The sequence below is a fragment of the Pseudomonas oleovorans subsp. oleovorans genome (genome assembly GCF_002197815.1).
GTDB classification, from domain to species: domain Bacteria; phylum Pseudomonadota; class Gammaproteobacteria; order Pseudomonadales; family Pseudomonadaceae; genus Aquipseudomonas; species Aquipseudomonas oleovorans.
The window spans coordinates 1-22,045 of record NZ_NIUB01000036.1; the positions used below are offsets into that span (position 1 = coordinate 1).

17 protein-coding genes are annotated in these 22,045 nt (G+C 62.5%); 15 read left to right on the forward strand and 2 right to left on the reverse strand.

Annotated elements, in window-relative coordinates; genetic code table 11:
- Positions 1 to 194 precede the first annotated feature (194 nt).
- Both PSOLE_RS18580 and PSOLE_RS18585 read right to left on the reverse strand, forming a co-directional pair.
- Entirely contained in the window at positions 195 to 3,482 is a 3,288-nt protein-coding gene (locus PSOLE_RS18580; protein ID WP_074859067.1) for a sensor domain-containing protein, read from the reverse strand.
- A 103-nt stretch (positions 3,483 to 3,585) separates the two neighbouring features.
- Entirely contained in the window at positions 3,586 to 4,467 is an 882-nt protein-coding gene (locus PSOLE_RS18585; RefSeq protein WP_074859064.1) for a LysR family transcriptional regulator, read from the reverse strand.
- Positions 4,468 to 4,690: 223 nt separating this feature from the next.
- Here PSOLE_RS18585 and leuC point away from each other — a divergent pair, with 223 nt between their 5' ends.
- From leuC to PSOLE_RS18660, 15 genes are all read left to right on the forward strand, one after another.
- The gene (gene leuC, locus PSOLE_RS18590; RefSeq protein ID WP_074859061.1) at positions 4,691 to 6,118 is read left to right on the forward strand and encodes a 3-isopropylmalate dehydratase large subunit; all 1,428 of its coding nucleotides are present in this window, start codon (positions 4,691 to 4,693) and stop codon (positions 6,116 to 6,118) included.
- Positions 6,119 to 6,129: 11 nt separating this feature from the next.
- Positions 6,130 to 6,777: a 3-isopropylmalate dehydratase small subunit gene (leuD, locus tag PSOLE_RS18595; protein WP_074859058.1), complete on the forward strand. Its 648-nt coding sequence runs from the start codon at positions 6,130 to 6,132 to the stop codon at positions 6,775 to 6,777.
- A gap of 75 nt (positions 6,778 to 6,852) precedes the next feature.
- Positions 6,853 to 7,935, forward strand: a complete 1,083-nt coding sequence (leuB, locus tag PSOLE_RS18600) for a 3-isopropylmalate dehydrogenase (RefSeq protein WP_003461105.1) — start codon at positions 6,853 to 6,855, stop codon at positions 7,933 to 7,935.
- Positions 7,936 to 7,991: 56 nt separating this feature from the next.
- Positions 7,992 to 9,104 carry an aspartate-semialdehyde dehydrogenase gene (asd, locus tag PSOLE_RS18605; RefSeq protein ID WP_003461106.1) on the forward strand — a complete coding sequence of 371 codons (1,113 nt, stop codon included), beginning with the start codon at positions 7,992 to 7,994 and terminating at the stop codon, positions 9,102 to 9,104.
- A 135-nt stretch (positions 9,105 to 9,239) separates the two neighbouring features.
- A complete protein-coding gene (locus tag PSOLE_RS18610) occupies positions 9,240 to 10,250 on the forward strand; it encodes an aspartate-semialdehyde dehydrogenase (protein WP_003461107.1) in 1,011 nt (336 codons plus the stop codon).
- A 154-nt stretch (positions 10,251 to 10,404) separates the two neighbouring features.
- Positions 10,405 to 13,227, forward strand: a complete 2,823-nt coding sequence (locus PSOLE_RS18615; RefSeq protein WP_074859055.1) for a FimV/HubP family polar landmark protein — start codon at positions 10,405 to 10,407, stop codon at positions 13,225 to 13,227.
- 7 nt (positions 13,228 to 13,234) lie between these two features.
- Complete coding sequence (gene truA / locus PSOLE_RS18620; RefSeq protein WP_003461110.1) at positions 13,235 to 14,098, forward strand: tRNA pseudouridine(38-40) synthase TruA; 864 nt, start codon at positions 13,235 to 13,237, stop codon at positions 14,096 to 14,098.
- A gap of 24 nt (positions 14,099 to 14,122) precedes the next feature.
- Positions 14,123 to 14,776: a phosphoribosylanthranilate isomerase gene (locus tag PSOLE_RS18625; RefSeq protein WP_074859053.1), complete on the forward strand. Its 654-nt coding sequence runs from the start codon at positions 14,123 to 14,125 to the stop codon at positions 14,774 to 14,776.
- Positions 14,777 to 14,914: 138 nt separating this feature from the next.
- Complete coding sequence (accD, locus tag PSOLE_RS18630; protein WP_003461114.1) at positions 14,915 to 15,799, forward strand: acetyl-CoA carboxylase, carboxyltransferase subunit beta; 885 nt, start codon at positions 14,915 to 14,917, stop codon at positions 15,797 to 15,799.
- A complete protein-coding gene (gene folC, locus PSOLE_RS18635; protein ID WP_074859050.1) occupies positions 15,796 to 17,073 on the forward strand; it encodes a bifunctional tetrahydrofolate synthase/dihydrofolate synthase in 1,278 nt (425 codons plus the stop codon). Before accD ends, folC begins: the two co-directional genes overlap by 4 nt.
- Positions 17,074 to 17,087: 14 nt before the next feature.
- Positions 17,088 to 17,705 (forward strand): SPOR domain-containing protein, encoded by a 618-nt coding sequence (locus PSOLE_RS18640; RefSeq protein WP_074859048.1) that lies wholly within the window; start codon positions 17,088 to 17,090, stop codon positions 17,703 to 17,705.
- An 86-nt stretch (positions 17,706 to 17,791) separates the two neighbouring features.
- Entirely contained in the window at positions 17,792 to 18,313 is a 522-nt protein-coding gene (locus PSOLE_RS18645) for a CvpA family protein (protein WP_003461125.1), read from the forward strand.
- Between the two features lie 75 nt (positions 18,314 to 18,388).
- The gene (purF, locus tag PSOLE_RS18650) at positions 18,389 to 19,897 is read left to right on the forward strand and encodes an amidophosphoribosyltransferase (RefSeq protein ID WP_003461126.1); all 1,509 of its coding nucleotides are present in this window, start codon (positions 18,389 to 18,391) and stop codon (positions 19,895 to 19,897) included.
- A gap of 47 nt (positions 19,898 to 19,944) precedes the next feature.
- Positions 19,945 to 21,156, forward strand: coding sequence for an O-succinylhomoserine sulfhydrylase (locus tag PSOLE_RS18655; protein WP_074859045.1), 1,212 nt, complete (start codon positions 19,945 to 19,947; stop codon positions 21,154 to 21,156).
- A 2-nt stretch (positions 21,157 to 21,158) separates the two neighbouring features.
- Complete coding sequence (locus PSOLE_RS18660) at positions 21,159 to 21,935, forward strand: SDR family oxidoreductase (RefSeq protein ID WP_074859042.1); 777 nt, start codon at positions 21,159 to 21,161, stop codon at positions 21,933 to 21,935.
- Positions 21,936 to 22,045: the final 110 nt, after the last annotated feature.

Below are 22,045 nucleotides of genomic sequence, written 5' to 3' on the forward strand. Positions count from 1 at the left end.
GGTCTGGGCGCTTAGCTACCGCAGGCGACACATCAACGGAACCAAGCTCGCTGATGCTGTTTGTCAGTAGGCAGGAACCGCCGTATACGGAACCGTACGTACGGTGGTGTGGGAGGACGGCGGGGGTGACCCCGCCTCCTACCCGATTCAAGCGATAGGCAGGGTGCGCCGTGCGCACCGAGGGTGCTGACAGGTTACGCTCGCTGCCTTTCCAGTAGTTCACGAAAGGCCTCCTGCGGTAGCGGTTTGCTGAACAGGTAGCCCTGATAGAGGTGGCAACCCTGCGCTTGTAGAAAGTCCAGTTGGTCCTGCTGCTCCACACCCTCGGCGATCAGCGCCAGGCCCAGGCTGCGCGCCATGGCGACGATGGCACGGATGATCTCGGCATCGTTGGGATCGTGGGTGGCGTCACGCACGAAGGACTGATCGATCTTCAGCATGTCCACCGGCAGGCGCTTGAGATAGGTCAGCGAGCTGTAACCTGTGCCGAAATCGTCCATGGCGAAGCTGACGCCGTGCTTTTTCAGGCGCAACATCTTGCCGACGGTGTCATCAATATTCTGAATGACGATGCCTTCGGTGATCTCCAGTTTGAGCATGGCGTTGGGTAGCTGGCTGTTGCGCAGGCTGCTGGCGACCCGGTCGACGAAGTCATGCTGGCGAAATTGTCGCGGGCTGATGTTGACGCACAGGCTGAAGCGTTCGCCGTCGACCAATCCATCTGCCATCAGGCGCGAGCAGAAATGGCAGGCCTCGGCCAGTACCCAGCCGCCGACCTCGACGATCAGCCCGCTTTCTTCCAGCACCTGGATGAACTGCGCGGGCGACTGTGGGCCCAGCTGCGGATGCTGCCAGCGCAACAGTGCCTCGGCGCCGACCACCTTGCCATCACGGGCGTCCACCTGCGGCTGGAAGTGCAGTTCGAACTCGCCACGCGCCAGGGCCAGGCGCAGATCGTTCTCCAGACGCAGGCGTGCGCTGGCGGCCTCCTGCATGGTGGTGCGAAACAGCTGGATGGCGTTACGCCCGGAGTCCTTGGCGCGGTAGAGGGCGATATCGGCGCGCTTGAGCAGATCCGCCGGTGTATTGCCGTGATCGGGAATCAGGGCGACGCCGATGCTCGGGGTTACCTGCAGGCGGTGACCGTCCAGCAGCATCGGCTCGGCGAGTAGCTGGCGCAGCTTGTCGGCGACCTGACGTACGTGGCGGGTGACCTCCGAGCGCTTGCCTTCCAGGCCGGAGAGCAGCACCACGAATTCGTCGCCGCCGAGGCGGGCCACGGTGTCCTCCAGGCGCACGCTGGCTTCCAGGCGCGCGGTGACCAGACGCAGCACGGAGTCGCCGACGGGGTGACCGAGTGAGTCGTTGATGTGCTTGAAGTGGTCGAGATCGAGAAACAACAGGGCGCCGCGCAGATCATGACGCTTGAGCAGGGCGATCTGTTGCGTCAGGCGGTCCATCAGCAGGGCGCGGTTGGGCAGGTTGGTCAGCGCGTCGTGGTAGGCCAGGTGCTGTACCTGTGCCTGCGCCTGCTTCAGTTCACTGATGTCGCGTGCGGTGAGCAGCAGGCAGGGCACATCATTGAGCTCGATGGGCTGCACGGAAACGTCGACCAGGTGCACCTCGCCGTCACGATGCCGGCCATGCATTTCCATGTGCAGCACCTGGCCCTGCTGGGTCAGGTGCTCGATCATGCGCACGCGCTCTTCGGGGTAGGCCCAGATGTCCAGCTCGAAGGCCGTGCGACCGACTACTTCGTCCGGCAGATAGCCGGTGATGCGGGTGAAGCCTTCGTTGACCTCGATATAGCGCCCGCTGTCACGTTCGGTGATGGTGATGGCGTCCGGGCTGGAGTGGAAGGCCTTGGCAAATTTCTCTTCCGAGGCTTGCAGGCGCTGCTCGCGCAGCAGTCGCTCGCTGATATCGACCAGCGTGCCGACCATGCGCTGCGGTTGGCCGGTATCGTCGAGCTGCAGTTTGGCGGTGCTTTCGAGAAAGCGCAGGCCGCCATTTTCCAGTTGCACGCGATAGGTGACCTGATAGTGGCTGCGGTGTTCTGCGACCAGGCTTTGGTAGCTCTGGCGCAGACTGTGTCGATCCTCCATCGGTACCTGACGGAAGAAGTCGAGGAAGGCGCCTTCGAACGGTAACGACTCCAGGCCGTGCAGCTGGGAGGCACGGGCGCTGGCAAACAGCCGACTACTGGGGATGTGCCAGTCCCAGGTGCCCAGGTCGGCCGACTCCAGGGCCAGGCGCAGGCGCTGCCTGCTTTCGTTGAGTGCCTGCTCCTGCGCGCGCTGCTCGGTGATGTTGCGCACGGTGAGGACCAGGCAGGTGGTGCCGTTCAACTCGATTTCGCCACCGAACAGCAAGTTGCTGGTGACGCTGCCGTCGCGGCTGAACAGTCGTACCTCAAGGTTGTTCAGGCGCCCGGTCTGCGCGGCGTCGAGCATACGCTGGCGGTCGCTGGGGTCAGCCCAGATGCCCAACTCCAGTGAGGTGCGGCCCACGGCCTCGGCGCTGCTCCAGCCAAATTGCTGCTCGAAACTCGGGTTGACCTCGATGAAGCGGCCGGTCGCCCGGTCAGTGATGGCCACCGCGTCGGGCGTATGCATGAAGGCCTTGGCGAACTTTTCCTCACTGGCGCGCAGGGCGTTTTCTGCGCGCTTGCGTTCGCTGGTATCGAGGAAGGTGCAGAGCACCAGGCGCTCGCCCTGCAGCTCGATGTACTGGCTCGACAGTACGCCATCGAGAATATCGCCACCACGGGTGCGCAGTTGTACTTCCTGAATCACCGGCTCGCGGCTCAGCGGCGCTTGCTGGCGCAACTGATCGCGTTGGCTGGCGTGAACCCAGAGATTCAGCTCATGGATGGGGCGGCCAAGAATGTCGCTGGCGTTCCAGCCGAAGGCGTGGGTGAAGTGCTGGTTGACCTCGACAATCTCGCTGTTGTCGTAGCGCACCAACATCATGATGTCGGGGCTCAGGCGGAACAGGCTGGCGAAGCGTTCCTCGGAGGCGCGCAGGGCTTCGGCACGCTCCTGCTGGGCGCTGATGTCACGGATCACGCCGAACATGCGCGGCCGACCATCGGCCTCGCGTTGCAGGCTGCCGGTGATCTCCAGCCAGTGCAGGCTGCCGTCTGGCCAGCGAATACGGTGGCGCAGGGCGTTGCCAATCTGTTCGCCCTTGAGGATGGCGTTGAATTTAGCCAGGACCTCGGCACGTTCCTCTTCGGGAATCAGCTCGATGTAGTGCAGTTCTCGCGTGACCGGGCGATTGGGGTCGAGGCCGAACAGGGCCTGGGCGCCGCGCGACCAGTTCACCTGGCCACTGCGAATGTCCCAATACCAGGTGCCGAGATGGGCGCCGTTCAGCGCGGCAAGCAAACGCGGCGCGTCTTGCCAGGTTTGCTCGAATTCGGCGGGATCCATCGCCGGTATATGTGGCAGGGGCGGGGTCTGGTCAGTCGATCTGGCCATGGCCGTACCTTCCTCTGGAGTGCGCGATGCGCGGGGCGGTCGTGAGTGGCATGTAGACACGTTTCTTATCGTTCTGTCGCCACGTTAGTCGCAGGCTAGTCGCCTATGCAAGATCATCGCGCTGGCTGTCGAGCAGATCCATGAATGCCCGCGCGGCATTCGATAGCGTACGTTCTGTATGCAGGATGTAGCCCAGCTGGCGGGTCAGTTGGATGCCCGGTATCGGCAGGCGCGCGACCTGTTCGTCGAGCATGGTGCGCGGCAGTACGCTCCAGGCCAAGCCGATGGACACCATCATCTTGATGGTTTCCAGGTAATTGGTGCTCATGGCGATGTTGGGTGTCAGGCTCTGAGCCTCGAACAGGCGCTGGACGATGTGGTGGGTGAAGGTGTTGCCGCCGGGAAAGACGGCTGGGTGCTGCGCCACGTCGGCCAGGCTGATCGCCTGGCTGCGGGCCAGGGGGTGTTCCGGCGCGGCGACGAAATCCAGCGGATCGTCCCACACGGCGACGGCGCGGATCGGTTCACGGGTTTCCGGGGCGAGGGTGATCACCGCCAGTTCGGCGCGGCCATGCAGGACTTCTTCGTATGCCACCTCCGAGTCGAGGAACTGGATATCCAGTGCCACCTGTGGATGCGCGCGAGTAAAGGCGCGCAGCAGGGCGGGCAGGCGGTGCAGGCCGATGTGGTGGCTGGTCGCCAGGGTCAGGCGGCCGCTGACTTCACCGGACAGGTTGGTCAGCGCGCGACGGGTATCGTCCAGCACGTTGAGAATCTGGTAGGCGCGCGGCAACAGGGCGCGGCCGGCCTGGGTGAGGCCGATTTCGCGGCCGAGGCGGTCGAACAGGCGCACGCCCAGTTGCTGTTCCAGGCCGGCGATGCGCTTGCTTACGGCAGGCTGGGTCAGGTGCAGGCGCTCGCCGGCTTCGGAAAAGCTGCCGGTTTCGGCGATGGCGATAAAGGCGTTGAGGTTGGCCAGATCCATGGAGCGCTCCGGTAAGTAATGATGCGCTGAGCATACATTCCTCTTCGGAATCCTTTGAATAAAAAATATGAATTTGAGTTATTTCGTCCCCGGCCATAGCATTCTCCCCATAAGCCGAAGGGCCATTTTCGCCCAGGCATAGAAAGGTGCACTTCTGACGCCGGGCGGTGATAACGCAGGCAGTTTCCGGATGTGCTCAAAAGGCGCTGATGAGGTAAGGCTGATGACTGGCAAGACGCTCTACGACAAGCTCTGGGAAATGCACGAAGTGAAACGTCGCGACGACGGTTCCTCGCTGATCTACATTGATCGTCACATCCTCCATGAGGTGACCTCACCGCAGGCTTTCGAAGGCCTGCGTCTGGCCGGGCGCAAGCCGTGGCGCATCGACGCCAACATCGCCACGCCGGATCACAACGTGCCGACCACCAAGGCCGAGCGTCAGGGCGGCCTCGAGGCCATCGCCGACGAAGTCTCGCGCATCCAGGTGCAGACCCTGGACGAGAACTGCGATGACTTTGGCATCCTCGAATTCAAGATGAACGACGTGCGCCAGGGCATCGTCCACGTGGTCGGGCCGGAGCAGGGCGCCACGCTGCCGGGCATGACCGTGGTTTGCGGCGACTCGCACACCTCCACCCATGGCGCCTTCGGTGCGCTGGCCCACGGCATCGGCACCTCCGAGGTCGAGCACGTGCTCGCCACCCAGTGCCTGGTCGCCAAGAAGATGAAGAACATGCAGGTGCGCGTTGAAGGCAAGCTGCCGTTCGGCGTTACCGCCAAGGACATCGTGCTGGCCGTGATCGGCAAGATCGGCACCGCTGGCGGCAATGGCCATGCCCTGGAGTTCGCCGGCAGCGCGATTCGCGACCTGTCGCTGGAAGGGCGCATGACCATCTGCAACATGTCCATTGAGGCCGGCGCCCGTGTCGGCCTGGTGGCGGTGGACGAGAAAACCATCGCCTACGTCAAGGATCGTCCGTTCGCGCCCAAGGGTAGCGACTGGGACAAAGCCGTGGCGCAGTGGCAGAACCTGGTGTCCGACGCCGATGCGGTGTTCGACACTGTGGTCGAGCTGCGTGCCGAGGACATCAAGCCACAGGTCAGCTGGGGCACTTCGCCGGAGATGGTTCTGGCCGTCGATCAGAACGTGCCGGACCCGGCCCGCGAAAGCGACCCGGTGAAGAAGGATTCGATCACTCGTGCGCTGAAGTACATGGGCCTGAGCGCCAATCAGCCGATCACCGATATCCAGCTCGATCGCGTGTTCATTGGTTCCTGCACCAACTCGCGCATCGAAGACCTGCGCGCTGCTGCCGAGGTGGCCAAGGGGCGCAAGGTCGCCGCCACCGTCAAGCAGGCGCTGGTGGTGCCGGGTTCTGGCCTGGTGAAACAGCAGGCCGAGGCCGAGGGGCTGGACAAGATCTTCATCGAGGCCGGTTTCGAATGGCGTGAGCCGGGTTGCTCCATGTGCCTGGCGATGAACCCGGACAAGCTGGGCAGTGGCGAGCATTGCGCGTCCACCTCCAACCGCAACTTCGAAGGCCGTCAGGGCGCCGGTGGTCGTACCCACCTGGTGAGCCCGGCCATGGCTGCCGCGGCGGCGGTTACCGGTCGTTTCATCGACGTGCGCGAATTGATCCAGGCCTGAGGAGCTAGATGATGAAAGCCTTTACCCAACACACCGGCCTGGTCTGCCCACTCGACCGTGCCAACGTCGACACCGACCAGATCATTCCCAAGCAGTTTCTGAAGTCGATCAAACGCACCGGCTTCGGCCCCAACCTGTTTGACGAGTGGCGCTACCTGGATGTCGGCCAGCCGAACCAGGACAACTCCAAGCGCCCGATCAACAAGGACTTCGTGCTCAACTTCCCGCGCTACCAGGGCGCCAGCGTTCTGCTGGCCCGCGAGAACTTCGGCTGCGGCTCTTCGCGCGAGCACGCGCCCTGGGCGCTGGACGAGTACGGTTTCCGCACGGTGATCGCGCCGAGCTTCGCCGACATCTTCTTCAATAACAGCTTCAAGAACGGCCTGCTGCCGATCGTCCTCAAGGACGAAGAAGTCGATGCGCTGTTCGAGCAGGCCGAGGCGACCGAGGGTTATCAGCTGACCGTCGACCTCGAGGCGCAGACCGTGACTCGCCCTGATGGCGTGCAGTACAGCTTCGAGGTCGATGCCTTCCGCAAGCACTGCCTGCTCAACGGCCTGGACGACATCGGCCTGACCCTGCAGGATCAGGAGGCGATCAAGGCTTTCGAAGCCAAACACCAGCAGAACAGCCCCTGGTTGTTCGGCGCGATCAGGTAGGGTGCGCTGCGCGCACCGACGGATTCATTGTTCAGGTGGTGCGCATGGCGCACCCTACGGTTTGACGAGGATGTGATGAGCAAGCAGATTCTGGTTCTCCCGGGCGACGGTATCGGCCCGGAAATCATGGCCGAGGCGGTCAAGGTGCTGAACCTGGCCAACGACAAGTACGCCCTGGGTTTCGAGCTGAGCTTCGATGACCTGGGCGGTGCCGCCATCGACCGTTACGGCGTGCCGCTGGCCGACGAAACCCTGGCGCGCGCCAAGTCTGCCGATGCCGTGCTGCTCGGCGCCGTTGGCGGGCCGAAGTGGGACACCATCGACCCGGCCATCCGTCCCGAGCGTGGCCTGCTGAAGATCCGCTCGCAGCTGGGCCTGTTCGGCAACCTGCGTCCGGCCATTCTCTACCCGCAGTTGGCCGAGGCCTCCAGCCTCAAGCCGGAAGTGGTCGCTGGCCTGGATATCCTCATCGTCCGTGAGCTGACCGGCGGCATCTACTTCGGCCAGCCGCGCGAAAGCAAGGTGCTGGAAAACGGCGAGCGCATGGCGTACGACACCCTGCCGTACAGCGAGAGCGAAATCCGCCGCATCGCCAAGGTCGGTTTCGACATGGCGCGCGTGCGTGGCAAGAAGCTGTGCTCGGTGGACAAGGCCAACGTCCTGGCGTCCAGCCAGCTGTGGCGCGCTGTGGTCGAGGAAGTGGCCAAGGATTACCCGGACGTCGAACTGAGCCACATGTACGTCGACAACGCCGCCATGCAACTGGTACGCGCACCCAAGCAATTCGACGTGATGGTCACCGACAACATGTTTGGTGACATTTTGTCTGACGAAGCTTCGATGCTGACCGGTTCCATCGGCATGCTGCCGTCGGCATCCTTGGACGCCAACAACAAGGGCATGTACGAGCCGTGCCATGGCTCCGCGCCGGACATCGCCGGCAAGGGCATCGCCAACCCGCTGGCCACCATTCTCTCGGTCTCGATGATGCTGCGTTACAGCTTCGGCCAGGTCGCTGCCGCCGATGCCATCGAGAAAGCGGTGAGCCTGGTGCTGGATCAGGGCCTGCGCACCGGTGACATCTGGTCCGAGGGCAAGACCAAGGTCGGTACCGCTGCCATGGGTGATGCAGTGGCCTCCGCGCTGCGTAGTCTGTAATCTTCCCAGCCCCGCCGGGGTGGTTCCGGCGGGCTGTTTATATAGGTGTAGTCGTTATGAAACGTGTAGGTCTGATCGGTTGGCGTGGCATGGTCGGTTCCGTGCTCATGCAGCGCATGCTGGAAGAGCGGGACTTCGACCTGATCGAGCCGGTGTTCTTCACCACTTCCAATGTCGGTGGCCAGGGCCCTGCCATTGGCAAGGACATCGCTGCGCTGAAAGATGCCTACAGCATTGACGACCTCAAGGGTCTGGACGTGATCCTGACCTGCCAGGGCGGCGACTACACCAATGAAGTATTCCCCAAGCTGCGTGAAGCCGGCTGGCAGGGCTACTGGATCGACGCGGCCTCCAGCCTGCGCATGGATGACGACTCGGTGATCGTGCTCGATCCGGTCAACCGCAAGGTGATCGACCAGGCGCTGGACGCCGGCACCAAGAACTACATCGGCGGCAACTGCACCGTCAGCCTGATGCTGATGGCGCTCGGCGGTCTGTACGAGGCTGGTCTGGTGGAGTGGATGAGTGCCATGACCTACCAGGCTGCTTCCGGTGCTGGCGCGCAGAACATGCGTGAGCTGATCAAGCAGATGGGCGCAATCAACGGCGCTGTCGCTGATGAACTGGCCGACCCGGCCAGCGCCATCCTCGATATCGATCGCAAGGTGGCCGAGGCCATGCGTGGCGAAGGCTTCCCGGTCGACAACTTCGGTGTGCCGCTGGCTGGCAGCCTGATCCCCTACATCGACAAGGAACTGCCGAACGGGCAGAGCCGTGAAGAGTGGAAGGCTCAGGCCGAAACCAACAAGATTCTCGGTCGTTTCAAGAACCCGATCCCGGTCGATGGCATTTGCGTGCGCATCGGTGCCATGCGTTGCCACAGCCAGGCGCTGACCATCAAGCTGAACAAGGATGTGCCGATGGCTGACATCGAAGGCCTGATCAGCCAGCACAATCCCTGGGTCAAACTGGTGCCGAACCACCGCGAAGATTCCATCCGTGACCTCGGCCCGACTGCCGTGACCGGCACCCTGAGCGTTCCGGTCGGCCGTCTGCGCAAGCTCAACATGGGCTCGCAGTACCTGGGGGCGTTCACCGTCGGTGACCAACTGCTGTGGGGGGCTGCCGAACCGCTGCGTCGCATGCTGCGGATTCTGCTGGAGCGCTAAGCGCGAAGCCGGCATCCAGTATCAAACAAAGCCCTTCTGTCTCGGCAGAGGGGCTTTGTGTTTTCTGGAGGAGCCGATTGCCTGGGCGATGGGCCGCAGTTACAGTGCCGCTCCCTCTGTGTTGTAGGTCAGCTCATGAGTCAGTCCATCAATATCGCCGTGATCGGCGCCACCAGCAACGTCGGCGAAGCGCTGGTCGAATTGCTCGAAGAGCGTGAGTTTCCGGTGAAGGATCTGCATCTGCTGGCCAGCAGCGAGTCGGCTGGACAGAGTCTTTCTTTCCGTGGTCGGCAGGTGCGGGTCAGATCGCTCGATGCCTTCGATTTCACTCAGGTGCAACTGGCGTTCTTTGCTGCGGGCTCTGACGTGACGCGCAGCCATCATGAGCGCGTGGTCGCAGCCGGTTGTTCCGTTATCGATCTGAGTGCTGCTTTTTCGCTGGAGCAAGCACCATGCGTATTGCCCGAACTTGGCGCCGCAGGTTTGCCGGCATTGACCAAGCCGTGGTGTGTCAGTGCGCCTACGCCTTCGGCGGTTGCCTGTGCGCTGGTGCTGGCGACGCTGAGGCCTGTACTGCAACCCCAGCAGCTGCAGGTGACTGCCATGCTGTCGATCTCCACTCTGGGGCGTAGCGGTGTGCAGGAGCTGGCGCGGCAGACCGCCGAGCTGCTCAACGGGCGCCCGCTGGAATCGAAGGCGGTAGATCGACAGATCGCGTTCAATCTGCTGGCGCAGGTCGGCGAGGTGGATGACCACGGGCATGCTCAGTTGGAGAAGCGTCTGGTGGCCGAGATTCAACAGTTATTGAGTCTGCCTGGGCTTCCGGTAGCAGCCACCTGCGCCTTGGTGCCGGTGTTCTTTGGCGATAGTCTCGCACTGGGCGTGTATGCTGATTCGGCTATCGATATCAGTACAGTGCTGCAATTGCTCGAGGTCGCGCCGGGCATCGAGTTGGTAGAGGTCGGCGATTACCCGACTGCAGTGGGTGATGCAGTGGGGCAGGATCAGGTCTATGTGGGGCGTGTCCGGCGCGGCGTGAGCGATCCAAGGCAACTCAATTTGTGGATTGCGTCTGATAATGTAAGAAAAGGCGCCGCCCTTAATGCTGTGCAGATAGCTGAGTTATTGATAAAACACTATCTGTAAAAGATACTTACCTAGAATTTTGAAGAATCTTTCTAGCTTGGCAATACTGGCTGAGTTGATTGCTGAATGGGGAGCCGCTCGTGGAGCGGAGGCAGGCAGCAATTCTCAAGACCCACTCGCATGCCGAGAAAAAGATAAAACAAGGGATAACGCTATGGTTCGGGTTCGCAAACTGGTGCTGGCAATCGCAGCCGCTTCCGCGCTGTCTTCCGGTATGGCGCATGCGCTGGGGCTGGGTGAAGTTACCCTGCAATCGTCGCTGAATCAGCCGTTGGTAGCGGAAATCGAATTGCTGGAGGTACGCGACCTTGCTTCCAATGAGGTGATTCCCAGCCTCGCGTCCCCTGAGGAGTTCATCAAAGCTGGCGTCGACCGTCAGTACTTTTTGACCGACCTCAAGTTCACCCCGGTATTGAAGCCCAACGGCAAGAGCGTTATCCGCATCACCTCGAGCAAGAGCGTGCGTGAGCCTTACCTCAACTTCCTGGTTGAAGTGCTCTGGCCGAACGGGCGCTTGTTGCGTGAATACACCCTGCTGCTCGATCCGCCGCTTTACTCTCCGCAAACTACCGTAGCCGCTGCGCCGCAACTGCCTATCGCCGCGCCTGCACCGCGTCCGTCTGCGGCGCTTGCTTCCGCTTCTGCGTCGCGCACTGCAGCACCCGCTCCGGCCCCGCGTCCTGCCGCACCGGCCCCGGCGTCGCGCGCCATTGCCGGTAACGAATACAGAACCACTGCCAACGATACGCTCTGGGAAATCGCCCAGCGCGTCGGTGGTGGCTCGGTCAATCAGGTCATGCTGGCCATTCAGGATCTGAATCCGGATGCCTTCATCGGCGGCAATATCAACCGTATGAAGAGCGGTCAGGTACTTCGCCTGCCGGACGAACAGCAGATTCGCAGCCGCAGCAATGCCGAGGCGATCGCTCAGGTTGCCGAGCAGAATGCCGCCTGGCGTGAAGGCCGTGCTGTCGCTTCGCGTCAGCTGGATGCCACTCGCCGCACCACAGCGGGCGCTGCGCCGGCGACTGCAGAGGCGGGTGATAGCCTGAAACTGGTCGCTGCTGAAGCAGGTCAGTCCACTCGCGGTAGCGATACCGGTGCGGCTGGCAGCAAGGCGCTGGCCGACAAGCTGGCAGTGACTCAGGAAAGCCTGGATTCGACTCGTCGTGAGAACGCCGAACTGCAGAGCCGTGTCAGTGACCTGCAAAGCCAGCTGGACAAGCTGCAGCGTCTGGTGGAGCTGAAGGACAGCCAGTTGGCCAAGTTGCAGGCCGACCTGTCGGCTGCGCCCGCAGCTCCTGCTGCAACGGAAGAACCGCCTGCGGAAACTCCGGCAGCAGCGCCTGAGGCCGCGCCGCCCGCTGTGGAGGCGGCCACGCCGCCGACTACGCCGACTGAGGAGGCAGCGCCTGACTACAACTATTCCGAGGAACCGGCTGCGCCCGTCGAGGACAGCACCGCCGCAACCCAACAGCCGGCCAGTGAGCCGGCTGCTGCCGTTGAACCAGCCGCCCCGGTCAAGCCGGCCGAAGCAGTCAAACCTGCTACACCTGCTCCTGCGCCTGCACCGGCCCCACAGAGCTTCATTGATGACCTGCTGGCTAACCCGATGACGCTGGGTCTGGCCGGTGGTGGGGCGCTTCTGCTTCTGTTGGCCGGCCTGATGGCGCTGTCGCGCCGCAACGCCCAGAAAGAGTCCGAGCTGCAAGATGAACTGGCCGACGACCTGTCTCAGGAACAGGCGTTTGCCTCCGACCTGGACATGCCTGAAGACAGTTTCGCTGGCCTCGACGATGAGCCTGTCCAGACCGCCCAGGCCGCTGGCGAGGAGCGTGTCACGGCGCAGACTGGCGACGCGTTGGGCGAGGCTGATATCTACATTGCTTACGGGCGCTTCAATCAGGCGGCCGAACTGCTGCAGAACGCGATTAATGACGAGCCGCACCGCGCCGATCTGCGTCTGAAGCTGATGGAAGTCTACGCCGAGCTGGGTGACCGCGAAGGCTTTGCCCGTCAGGATAACGAGCTGCGCGAGATCGGCGGGGTGAATGCCGAAGCCGAGCTGCTGAAGTCCAAGTATCCAGCGATCGCAGCCTTCGCAGGTGTGGGTGCCGCAGCTGCCGCTGCCTCCGTCGATGACGACATGGGCGACTTCAGTCTGGACGACCTCAGTCTGGATGAACCGACCGCAGAAACGCCTGCTTCCACCGGCGCTGATCTGGATGATGCCTTCGATCTGAGCCTCGATGACCTGGAGGCCGATCTGGAGAGCGATGTTCAGTCGAGCAAGGCTGAGCAAGCGCCGTTGTCGCTGGATGATGATCTGGACTTCGGTCTGGTCGATGAACCCGCCGCGCCGGCAGCTTCTGCCGACGACGATCTGGGCTTCGATCTCGCCCTGGATGATGACAAGGTTGAGCTGTCCCAGCCGACCGACGATCTGTCCGCCTTCAGCCTGGATCTGGATGAGGCGGCTCCGGCAGCCAGCGATGAAGCTGATGATTTCCTGCTGAGCCTCGATGACGATGCACCGCTGAACCAGCCGGCCGAGGATCTTTCCGATCTGAGCCTGGATCTGGCTGAAGAAGCGCCATCTGCCAATCTCGATCTGCCGGCTGACTTCGATCTCTCGCTCGAAGACGAAACTCCGGTTCAGCCGGCTGTTGCATCCGACAGCTTCGCTGCGCAGCTGGATGAAGTGACCGCCGAGCTGGATCAGCTGTCAGCTGACCTCGAAGAGCCGCAAGCAGCTCCGCTGGCGCCGGCCAGCAGCCTGTCCAGTGATCTGGATGGCGATGATGACTTCGACTTCCTGTCCGGCACCGATGAAACTGCGACCAAGCTGGATCTGGCTCGGGCTTATATAGACATGGGCGACACCGAAGGTGCGCGCGACATTCTCGAAGAAGTGGTTGCCGAGGGCAGTGACGCCCAGCAGCAAGAAGCTCGTGAGATGATTAGCAAGTTGGTTTGATTGATAAATGTCTGATGCAGTACCTGTAGCGGCCGCCGAAATGGCGGCCGCTGGCTTTTTCAGAATCGCCCTGGGCCTCGAATACAAGGGCGCACGTTATCGCGGGTTCCAGCGCCAGGGCGCGAATGTTCCGTCGATCCAGGGTCACCTGGAAAATGCCTTGTCCAAGGTCGCCGGTGGTGCCCCGGTCAGCATTCTGTGCGCAGGGCGTACCGATGCTTCTGTGCATTCCAGTGGTCAGGTGGTGCATTTCGATACCACTGTCGAGCGTTCGCTGCACGCGTGGATCATGGGCGCCAACATGAATTTGCCCGGTGACATTAGCGTGACCTGGGCGAAGGTGATGCCGGCGCACTTTCATGCACGCTTCTCGGCCATCGCGCGACGCTACCGCTACGTGATCTACAACGATCCGATTCGCCCGGCGCATATGGCCGAGGAAGTCACCTGGAATCATCGGCCGCTGAATGTGGCGCGCATGCGTGAAGCGGCCCTGGCGCTGGTCGGCACTCATGATTTCAGCGCCTTCCGGGCAACCCGTTGCCAGGCCAAGTCACCGATCAAGACCGTGCACCACCTGCAACTTATCGAGCATGGTCGCTTCATCGTGCTGGATATTCGCGCCAATGCTTTTCTGCATCATATGGTGCGTAACATCGCCGGCGTGTTGATGACCATTGGTGCGGGTGAGCGGCCGCCGGAATGGGCGCGCGAGGTGCTCGAGCGCGGCGATCGACATAGCGGGGGAGTGACGGCGCACCCCTACGGTCTCTATCTGATACAAGTCGATTACCCGGAGGAGTTCGAATTGCCGCAGCGCTATCTCGGGCCGCATTTTCTCTCCGGTCTGCCGGACGTGCGACAGCTATAACCCTTTGTTACCATCCGAGCCCGGATGGCGAGAGGTATGAACGTGACGGTCGTACGTAGCAAGATTTGTGGGATCACCCGCATCGAGGATGCTCTGGCAGCGGTGGAGGCGGGAGCCGACGCCATTGGTCTGGTGTTCTACGGGAAAAGCCCGCGAGCAGTCAGCATCGAGCAGGCCGCAGCTATCCTGCAGGCGTTACCGCCGTTCGTGACCAGTGTCGGGCTGTTCGTCGACATGCCGCACGACGAGCTGCAACAGTTGTTGCAGCGCCTGCCGCTGGATCTGCTGCAGTTTCACGGTGATGAGTCGCCGGCCGACTGTGAAGGCCATGGCCGCCCCTATATCAAGGCGCTGCGGGTTCGCCCCGGTGAGGACGTATCGGCCGCCATGGCGCCGTACGCTGGTGCGCGGGGTATTCTGCTCGATACCTTCGTCGAGGGCGTTCCGGGTGGTACGGGCGCTTCGTTCGATTGGTCGCTGGTGCCGGAAAATGCCGCCAAGCCAATCATCCTGGCCGGCGGCCTGGATGCAGGCAATGTCGCGACGGCTATTCGCCAGGTGCGGCCCTATGCCGTGGATGTCAGCGGCGGGGTAGAGGCCGGTAAAGGCATAAAGGATGCAGGCAAGATTCGTGCATTCGTGCGGGCAGTGCGTGATGCTCGATGTGACGGCGATTGAAACAGGGCCGTCAATTAGCCTGTCACGCCGCCTTGGCTCGTTTCGGCGGGCGCTGGGTGCGGCAGAAAAGAATTGCTGGAGATGGGCGTTTCACGATGAGGCGTTCATCCGAACCAACGGTTATGGAGAAATGACAGCATGAGCAACTGGTTGGTAGACAAACTCATTCCCTCGATCATGCGTTCCGAGGTGAAGAAGAGCTCTGTGCCCGAGGGCCTGTGGCACAAATGTCCGTCCTGTGATGCCGTGCTCTACCGTCCTGAGCTGGAAAAGGCACTCGATGTCTGCCCCAAGTGCAATCACCACATGCGTATCGGTGCTCGTGCGCGTATCGACCTCTTCCTCGATGCCGAGGGGCGCGAGGAGATCGGTGCCGATCTCGAGCCGGTCGACCGCCTGAAATTCCGCGACAGCAAGAAGTACAAGGATCGTCTGAGCGCTGCGCAGAAGCAGACTGGCGAGAAAGACGCGCTGATCTCCATGAGCGGCACCCTCGAAGGTATGCCGATCGCCGTTTGCGCGTTCGAGTTTTCCTTCATGGGTGGTTCCATGGGCGCCGTCGTTGGCGAGCGTTTCGTTCGGGCGGCCAATGTCGCGCTGGAAAAACGCTGCCCGCTGGTGTGCTTCTCCGCTTCCGGCGGCGCGCGCATGCAGGAAGCGCTGATCTCGCTGATGCAGATGGCCAAGACTGCCGCCGCCCTGGCGCGCCTGCGTGAAGAAGGCCTGCCGTTCATCTCCGTGCTGACTGATCCGGTCTATGGCGGTGTTTCCGCCAGCCTGGCGATGCTTGGTGATGTCATCGTGGCCGAGCCGAAGGCGCTGATCGGTTTTGCCGGCCCGCGCGTGATCGAGCAGACCGTGCGCGAGAAGCTGCCGGAAGGCTTCCAGCGTAGCGAGTTCCTGCTGGAACATGGCGCCATCGACATGATCATTTCGCGCAATGAACTGCGTCCACGCCTGGCGCGTCTGCTTGCGCAAATGATGAATCGTCCGTCTCCGGTTTCCCTGCCGGCCACTGCATGACCGAACGTAGCCTGGGCGAGTGGCTCGCCTACCTCGAGCGGTTGCATCCGTCGGCCATCGACATGGGGTTGGAGCGCTCGCGTGAGGTGGCGCAGCGGCTCGGCCTGGGCAAACCCGCGCCATTGGTGGTTACCGTCACCGGTACCAATGGCAAGGGCTCTACCTGCGCCTTTCTCGCCAGCCTGATCGCAGCTCAGGGGCAGCGTGTCGGTGTCTACAGTTCACCGCACCTGCTGCGTTACAACGAGCGTGTGTTGCTGGATGGGCGCGAGGCGGGCGATGAAGAGCTGTGTCGGGCTTTCACTGCGGTCGAGGCCGCGCGTGGTGAAATTTCCCTGACCTATTTCGAGATGGGTACGCTGGCGGCCTTCTGGCTGTTCGAGCGTGCTCAGCTGGATGCCGTGGTGCTCGAAGTCGGCCTCGGTGGACGCCTGGATGCGGTGAACCTGGTCGATGCCGATCTGGCCCTGATCACCAGCATTGGTCTGGATCACGCCGACTGGCTGGGCGATACCCGTGAATCGGTCGCCTTCGAAAAGGCCGGGATCATGCGCGCCGGCATGCCTGCGTTGTGCGGTGATCTCGACCCACCGCAGCCCTTGCTGGAGCAGGCGGTGACTTTGGACACGCCGTTGTTCCTGCGTGGTCGTGACTACGACCTCAGTGTGCAGGCGCAGGACTGGTCCTGGTATGGCCTCGATGCGCATGGCCAGGTGCTGCGGTTGGAGCAGCTGCCGCTTCTCGATCTGCCGATGGAAAACGCGGCGCTGGCGTTGCAGGCCTATGCGCTTCTGCCGCTGCCGTGGAATCACCAGCAGGTCGTTCAGGCCCTGCTCGCCACGCGGGTAACCGGGCGTCTGGATCGTCGTGCGCTGGATTGGCGAGGCAAGTCACTCACACTGTTGCTCGATGTTGGGCATAATCCTCATGCCGCCGATTATCTGGCGCAGCGCCTGGAGAGTCGCCCGCTGGCCGGGCAGCGCTGGGCGGTGTTCGGTTTGTTGGCCGACAAGGATCTGCCCGGCGTGGTGTCGCCGCTTCTGAGTCTGGTTGCTGGCTGGGCCGTGGCGCCGCTGGATACGCCGCGTTCACGCTCTGCCGATGACCTGGCCGAGCACCTGCGGGGGCAGGGCGCGGCGGTGGTGCAGTACCCGGATGTGCGTACTGCGCTCGATGCGCAGTGCGAGCAGGCGGCAGAGGGTGACGAGATACTGTTGTTCGGATCGTTTTTCTGCGTGGCCGAGGCCCTGGATTGGCTGGCCCGCCCGGCTTGATAAGGGGATTGGGGATGGCAATGCTGGACAGTGGGCTCAAACAGCGCATGGTCGGTGCTCTGGTACTGGTGGCGCTGGCGGTGATTTTCCTGCCGATGCTGCTGTCGCGCGAGGACGAGATGCGCCGCGTGGTAGTGGATGCGCCGGCCATGCCGCAAGCGCCCGCTGCTGCCGAGGTCATCGTGCAGCCTGCCGAGGTCGTCGAGCCCGAGGAGTTGCCGCGGGAGCCGGTTCCCGTCGAAGAGGTGGAGCCTCAGATCGTCGAGGTGCCTGAGCAGCCCAAGCCGACCCCGCCGCCTGTCGCGCAACAGAGCAAGCCCGATCCGGTCAAGACCGAACAGGCGGCGAGCGCTGCTCCTGCCAAGCCGGAAGGGCGCCTGGACGCCAACAGTCTGCCGATCAGCTGGTCAGTGCAGTTGGCCAGTCTGTCCAGTCGCGCTGGAGCAGAAAATCTGCAGAAAACGCTGCGCAGTCAGGGCTACAACGCCTATATCCGTACTTTCGATGGCATGAATCGGGTGTTTGTCGGGCCGTTGATCGAGCGCGCCGAGGCCGAGCGTCTGCGTGACCAGCTCAACCGCCAGCACAAACTCAGCGGTTTTGTCGTGCGCTTCCAGCCGGAAGCAGGCTAAGCACGCAAGGGACTTTGCAGCGCCTGGTTACCCGATGCGCCGGGCTCTGCTAAAATGCTCCGCCTTTTCCGCTGGTAGGCCGCACCGTGGTATTCACCTGGGTCGATTGGGCGATCATCGCCGTCATCGCCATTTCTAGTTTGATCAGTCTGAAGCGCGGTTTCGTCAAGGAAGCCCTGTCGCTGCTGACCTGGATCATCGCAGGTGTGGTCGCCTGGATGTTCGGTGGCGCACTGGCCCAGCATCTCGTCGAATTTATCGAAACGCCTTCCGCGCGGGTCATCGCAGCCTGTGCCATTCTCTTCATCGCCACCTTGCTGGTGGGCGCTCTGGTCAATTTCCTCATCGGTGAGCTGATCCGCGTGACTGGTCTGTCCGGTACCGACCGTTTTCTCGGTATGGTTTTCGGCGCCGCACGTGGTGGTTTGTTGGTGGTGCTGCTGGTCGGGCTGATCAGCCTGGCGCCAGTGGAGCAGGATACGTGGTGGCAACAGTCGCAACTGGTGCCGCATTTTCTGATGGTCGCCGACTGGTCGAAGAACCTCATTCTGGGGTGGTCCGATCAGTGGTTTACCGGTGGATCGGCTCACCCAGCTGATCTGCTTTAAAAGAGTGACCGCTGCGGAGTAACCGCTGCATCGGTCGCTGAATTAGCCTGAACTATCTAGCAGGGGTCGTGGCACATGTGTGGCATCGTCGGTATCGTCGGTAAATCGAACGTCAATCAGGCGCTGTATGACGGGCTCACCGTCCTTCAGCACCGCGGCCAGGATGCTGCCGGTATTGTCACCAGCCATGATGGCCGCCTGTTCCTGCGCAAGGACAACGGCCTGGTGCGTGACGTGTTCCAGCAGCGCCACATGCAGCGCCTGGTTGGCCATATGGGCATCGGCCATGTGCGCTACCCGACCGCTGGCAGCTCCAGCTCGGCCGAAGCTCAGCCGTTCTACGTCAACTCGCCGTACGGCATCACCCTGGCGCACAACGGCAACCTGACCAACGTCGAGCAGTTGGCCAAGGAAATCTACGAGTCCGATCTGCGTCACGTGAACACCAACTCCGATTCGGAAGTGCTGCTCAACGTGTTCGCCCATGAGTTGGCCCAGCGCGGCAAGCTGCAGCCGACCGAAGAAGATGTGTTCGCCGCCGTTACCCACGTGCACGAGCGCTGCCTGGGCGGTTACGCCGTCGTCGCGATGATCACCGGCTATGGCATCGTCGGCTTCCGCGACCCGAATGGCATTCGTCCGATCGTCTTCGGCCAGCGCCATACCGATGAAGGTGTCGAGTACATGATCGCGTCCGAGAGCGTATCGCTGGACGTGCTCGGCTTCACCCTGATCCGCGACCTGGCGCCGGGCGAGGCGGTCTACATCACCGAAGAGGGTAAGCTGTTCACCCGTCAGTGCGCGGCCAACCCGCAGTATGCGCCCTGCATCTTCGAGCACGTTTACCTGGCGCGCCCGGACTCGATCATGGACGGTATCTCGGTGTACAAGGCGCGTCTGCGCATGGGCGAGAAGCTGGCCGACAAGATCCTGCGCGAGCGTCCGGATCATGACATCGACGTGGTCATCCCGATTCCTGACACCAGCCGTACCGCGGCGTTGGAGCTGGCCAATCACCTGGGCGTGAAATTCCGCGAAGGTTTCGTCAAGAACCGCTACATCGGCCGCACCTTCATCATGCCCGGCCAGGCGGCGCGCAAGAAATCCGTACGGCAGAAGCTCAACGCCATCGAGCTGGAGTTCCGCGGCAAGAACGTGATGCTGGTGGACGACTCCATCGTCCGTGGCACCACCTGCAAGCAGATCATTCAGATGGCCCGCGAGGCCGGCGCGAAGAATGTCTACTTCTGCTCGGCAGCCCCGGCGGTGCGCTACCCGAACGTCTACGGCATCGACATGCCCAGCGCCCATGAGCTGATCGCCCATGGCCGCAGCACCGAGGAGGTCTGCGAGCTGATCGGTGCCGACTGGCTGGTTTATCAGGACCTGCCGGACCTGATCGAAGCAGTCAGCGGCAGCAAGAAGATCAAGATCGACAACTTCGACTGCGCAGTGTTTGACGGCAAGTACGTCACTGGTGACGTCGATGAGGCCTACCTGGATAAGATCGAGCAGGCGCGCAACGATGCCAGCAAGGTCAAGTCGCAGGCAGTCAGCGCGATCATCGATCTGTATAACAACTGATTGGAGCGGGCAGGGCAGTAGTCCTGCCCTTTTTGTGAGGTAGCGATATGGCTGTGGAATGGGAAGCCGGCAGGCTTGATAGTGACCTGGATGGCGTAGGCTTCGACACCCTGGCGGTGCGTGCCGGCCAGCACCGTTCGCCTGAGGGTGAGCATGGCGAAGCGTTGTACCTGACGTCCAGTTACGTGTTCCGCACCGCTGCCGATGCCGCTGCGCGCTTTGCTGGGGAAGTGCCGGGCAACGTCTATTCGCGCTACACCAACCCCACCGTACGTACCTTCGAGGAGCGCATTGCCGCACTGGAAGGCGCCGAGCAGGCGGTGGCCACTGCCTCCGGTATGTCGGCGATTCTTGCCATTGTCATGAGCCTGTGCAGTGGCGGTGACCATGTATTGGTGTCGCGCAGCGTATTCGGTTCGACCATCAGCCTGTTCGAGAAGTACCTCAAGCGCTTTGGCATCGAAGTGGATTACGTACCGCTGGCGGATCTGGATGCCTGGCAGGGCGCCTTCAAACCCAACACCAAGCTGTTGTTCGTCGAATCGCCTTCCAACCCGCTGGCCGAACTGGTGGATATCGCCGCACTGGCCGAGATCGCCCATGCTCGCGGCGCGCTGCTGGCGGTGGACAACTGTTTCTGCACGCCGGCCCTGCAGCAGCCGCTGAAACTTGGCGCAGATATCGTCATGCATTCGGCGACCAAGTACATCGACGGCCAGGGCCGTGGTCTGGGCGGTGTGGTTGCCGGTCGCAGTGAGCAGATGAAGGAAGTGGTGGGTTTCCTGCGCACCGCCGGGCCGACCCTCAGCCCGTTCAACGCCTGGATGTTCGTCAAGGGCCTGGAGACGCTGCGTATCCGTATGCGCGCGCAGAGCGAGAGTGCCCTGCAACTGGCGCTGTGGCTGGAACAGCAGCCGCAGGTCGAGCGTGTGCATTACGCCGGTCTGCCCAGCCATCCGCAGCACGAGCTGGCGAAGACGCAGCAGAGCGCCTTTGGCGCGGTGGTCAGTTTCGAGGTCAAGGGTGGCCGTGACGCCGCCTGGAAGGTGATCGATGGCACTCGCGTCATTTCGATCACCACTAACCTCGGCGACACCAAGACCACCGTCGCCCATCCTGCTACCACCTCGCATGGCCGTCTGACCCCGCAGGAGCGGGCCAATGCCGGCATTCGCGACAGCCTGATTCGCGTTGCAGTGGGCCTGGAAGAGCTGGAAGACCTCAAGACAGATCTGGCGCGCGGCCTGGCTGCGCTCTGAGCATGTTGGAGTGGGGCACGAATGACACGCCCAGCAACGGGCGTGTCGCGTTGGTCACCGGAGCCGCGCGCGGTATCGGCCTGGGCATCAGCGCCTGGCTGATAACTGAGGGCTGGCAGGTGGTGCTGGCCGACGTGGACCGTGAGCGGGGCTCCAAAGTAGCGCGTGTGCTGGGTAACAATGCCTGGTTCGTCGCCATGGACGTAGCAAAGGAAGATCAGGTCAGTGTCGGTGTTGCCGAGATACTCGGTCAGTTCGGCCGCCTCGATGCGCTGGTGTGCAATGCGGCTATCTCCGATCCGCACACCCCGCCGCTGGAGTCGCTCGATCTCAAACGCTGGAATCGTACGCTGGCGGTCAACCTGACCGGTGCCATGCTGCTGGCCAAGCACTGCGCGCCGTATCTGCGTGGGCATCGCGGCACCATCGTCAATATCGCCTCGACCCGTGCCAGCCAGTCCGAAGCCGATTGCGAGGCCTACGCTGCTAGCAAGGGCGGCCTCGTTGCGCTCACGCATGCGCTGTCGATCAGCCTGGGGCCAGAGGTGAGAGTCAACTGCGTCAGCCCTGGCTGGATCGACGCTCGTGACCCGTCGCAGCAACGCCTGGAACCACTGTCAGTATTCGATCATGCGCAGCATCCGGTCGGCCGTGTCGGCACGGTAGAGGATGTCGCGGCGCAGGTCGCCTGGCTGCTCTCCGATGCGGCCGGTTTCGTCACCGGGCAGGAGTTCGTCATCGATGGCGGCATGAGCCGCAAGATGATCTATCAGGATTGAGTGCGGTAGGGCGGGTGCAACCCGCCGGCAGACTGTGGCGGGTTAAACCCGCCCTACAACTGTTGCAGATTTGGCAAAAACGAAAAAGGCTCCCGAAGGAGCCTTTTTCA

What these genes read in the sequence shown, in the direction of transcription:
- folC (WP_074859050.1), top strand. Translation starts at nt 15,796, where the DNA reads ATGACCGAACGTAGCCTGGGCGAGTGGCTCGCCTACCTCGAGCGGTTG.
- PSOLE_RS18625 (WP_074859053.1), top strand. Translation starts at nt 14,123, where the DNA reads ATGGCGAGAGGTATGAACGTGACGGTCGTACGTAGCAAGATTTGTGGG.
- PSOLE_RS18640 (WP_074859048.1), top strand. Translation starts at nt 17,088, where the DNA reads ATGGCAATGCTGGACAGTGGGCTCAAACAGCGCATGGTCGGTGCTCTG.
- leuD (WP_074859058.1), top strand. Translation starts at nt 6,130, where the DNA reads ATGAAAGCCTTTACCCAACACACCGGCCTGGTCTGCCCACTCGACCGT.
- PSOLE_RS18580 (WP_074859067.1), bottom strand. Translation starts at nt 3,482, where the DNA reads ATGGCCAGATCGACTGACCAGACCCCGCCCCTGCCACATATACCGGCG.
- accD (WP_003461114.1), top strand. Translation starts at nt 14,915, where the DNA reads ATGAGCAACTGGTTGGTAGACAAACTCATTCCCTCGATCATGCGTTCC.
- purF (WP_003461126.1), top strand. Translation starts at nt 18,389, where the DNA reads ATGTGTGGCATCGTCGGTATCGTCGGTAAATCGAACGTCAATCAGGCG.
- leuB (WP_003461105.1), top strand. Translation starts at nt 6,853, where the DNA reads ATGAGCAAGCAGATTCTGGTTCTCCCGGGCGACGGTATCGGCCCGGAA.
- PSOLE_RS18615 (WP_074859055.1), top strand. Translation starts at nt 10,405, where the DNA reads ATGGTTCGGGTTCGCAAACTGGTGCTGGCAATCGCAGCCGCTTCCGCG.
- truA (WP_003461110.1), top strand. Translation starts at nt 13,235, where the DNA reads ATGTCTGATGCAGTACCTGTAGCGGCCGCCGAAATGGCGGCCGCTGGC.
- asd (WP_003461106.1), top strand. Translation starts at nt 7,992, where the DNA reads ATGAAACGTGTAGGTCTGATCGGTTGGCGTGGCATGGTCGGTTCCGTG.
- PSOLE_RS18585 (WP_074859064.1), bottom strand. Translation starts at nt 4,467, where the DNA reads ATGGATCTGGCCAACCTCAACGCCTTTATCGCCATCGCCGAAACCGGC.
- leuC (WP_074859061.1), top strand. Translation starts at nt 4,691, where the DNA reads ATGACTGGCAAGACGCTCTACGACAAGCTCTGGGAAATGCACGAAGTG.
- PSOLE_RS18655 (WP_074859045.1), top strand. Translation starts at nt 19,945, where the DNA reads ATGGCTGTGGAATGGGAAGCCGGCAGGCTTGATAGTGACCTGGATGGC.
- PSOLE_RS18660 (WP_074859042.1), top strand. Translation starts at nt 21,159, where the DNA reads ATGTTGGAGTGGGGCACGAATGACACGCCCAGCAACGGGCGTGTCGCG.
- PSOLE_RS18610 (WP_003461107.1), top strand. Translation starts at nt 9,240, where the DNA reads ATGAGTCAGTCCATCAATATCGCCGTGATCGGCGCCACCAGCAACGTC.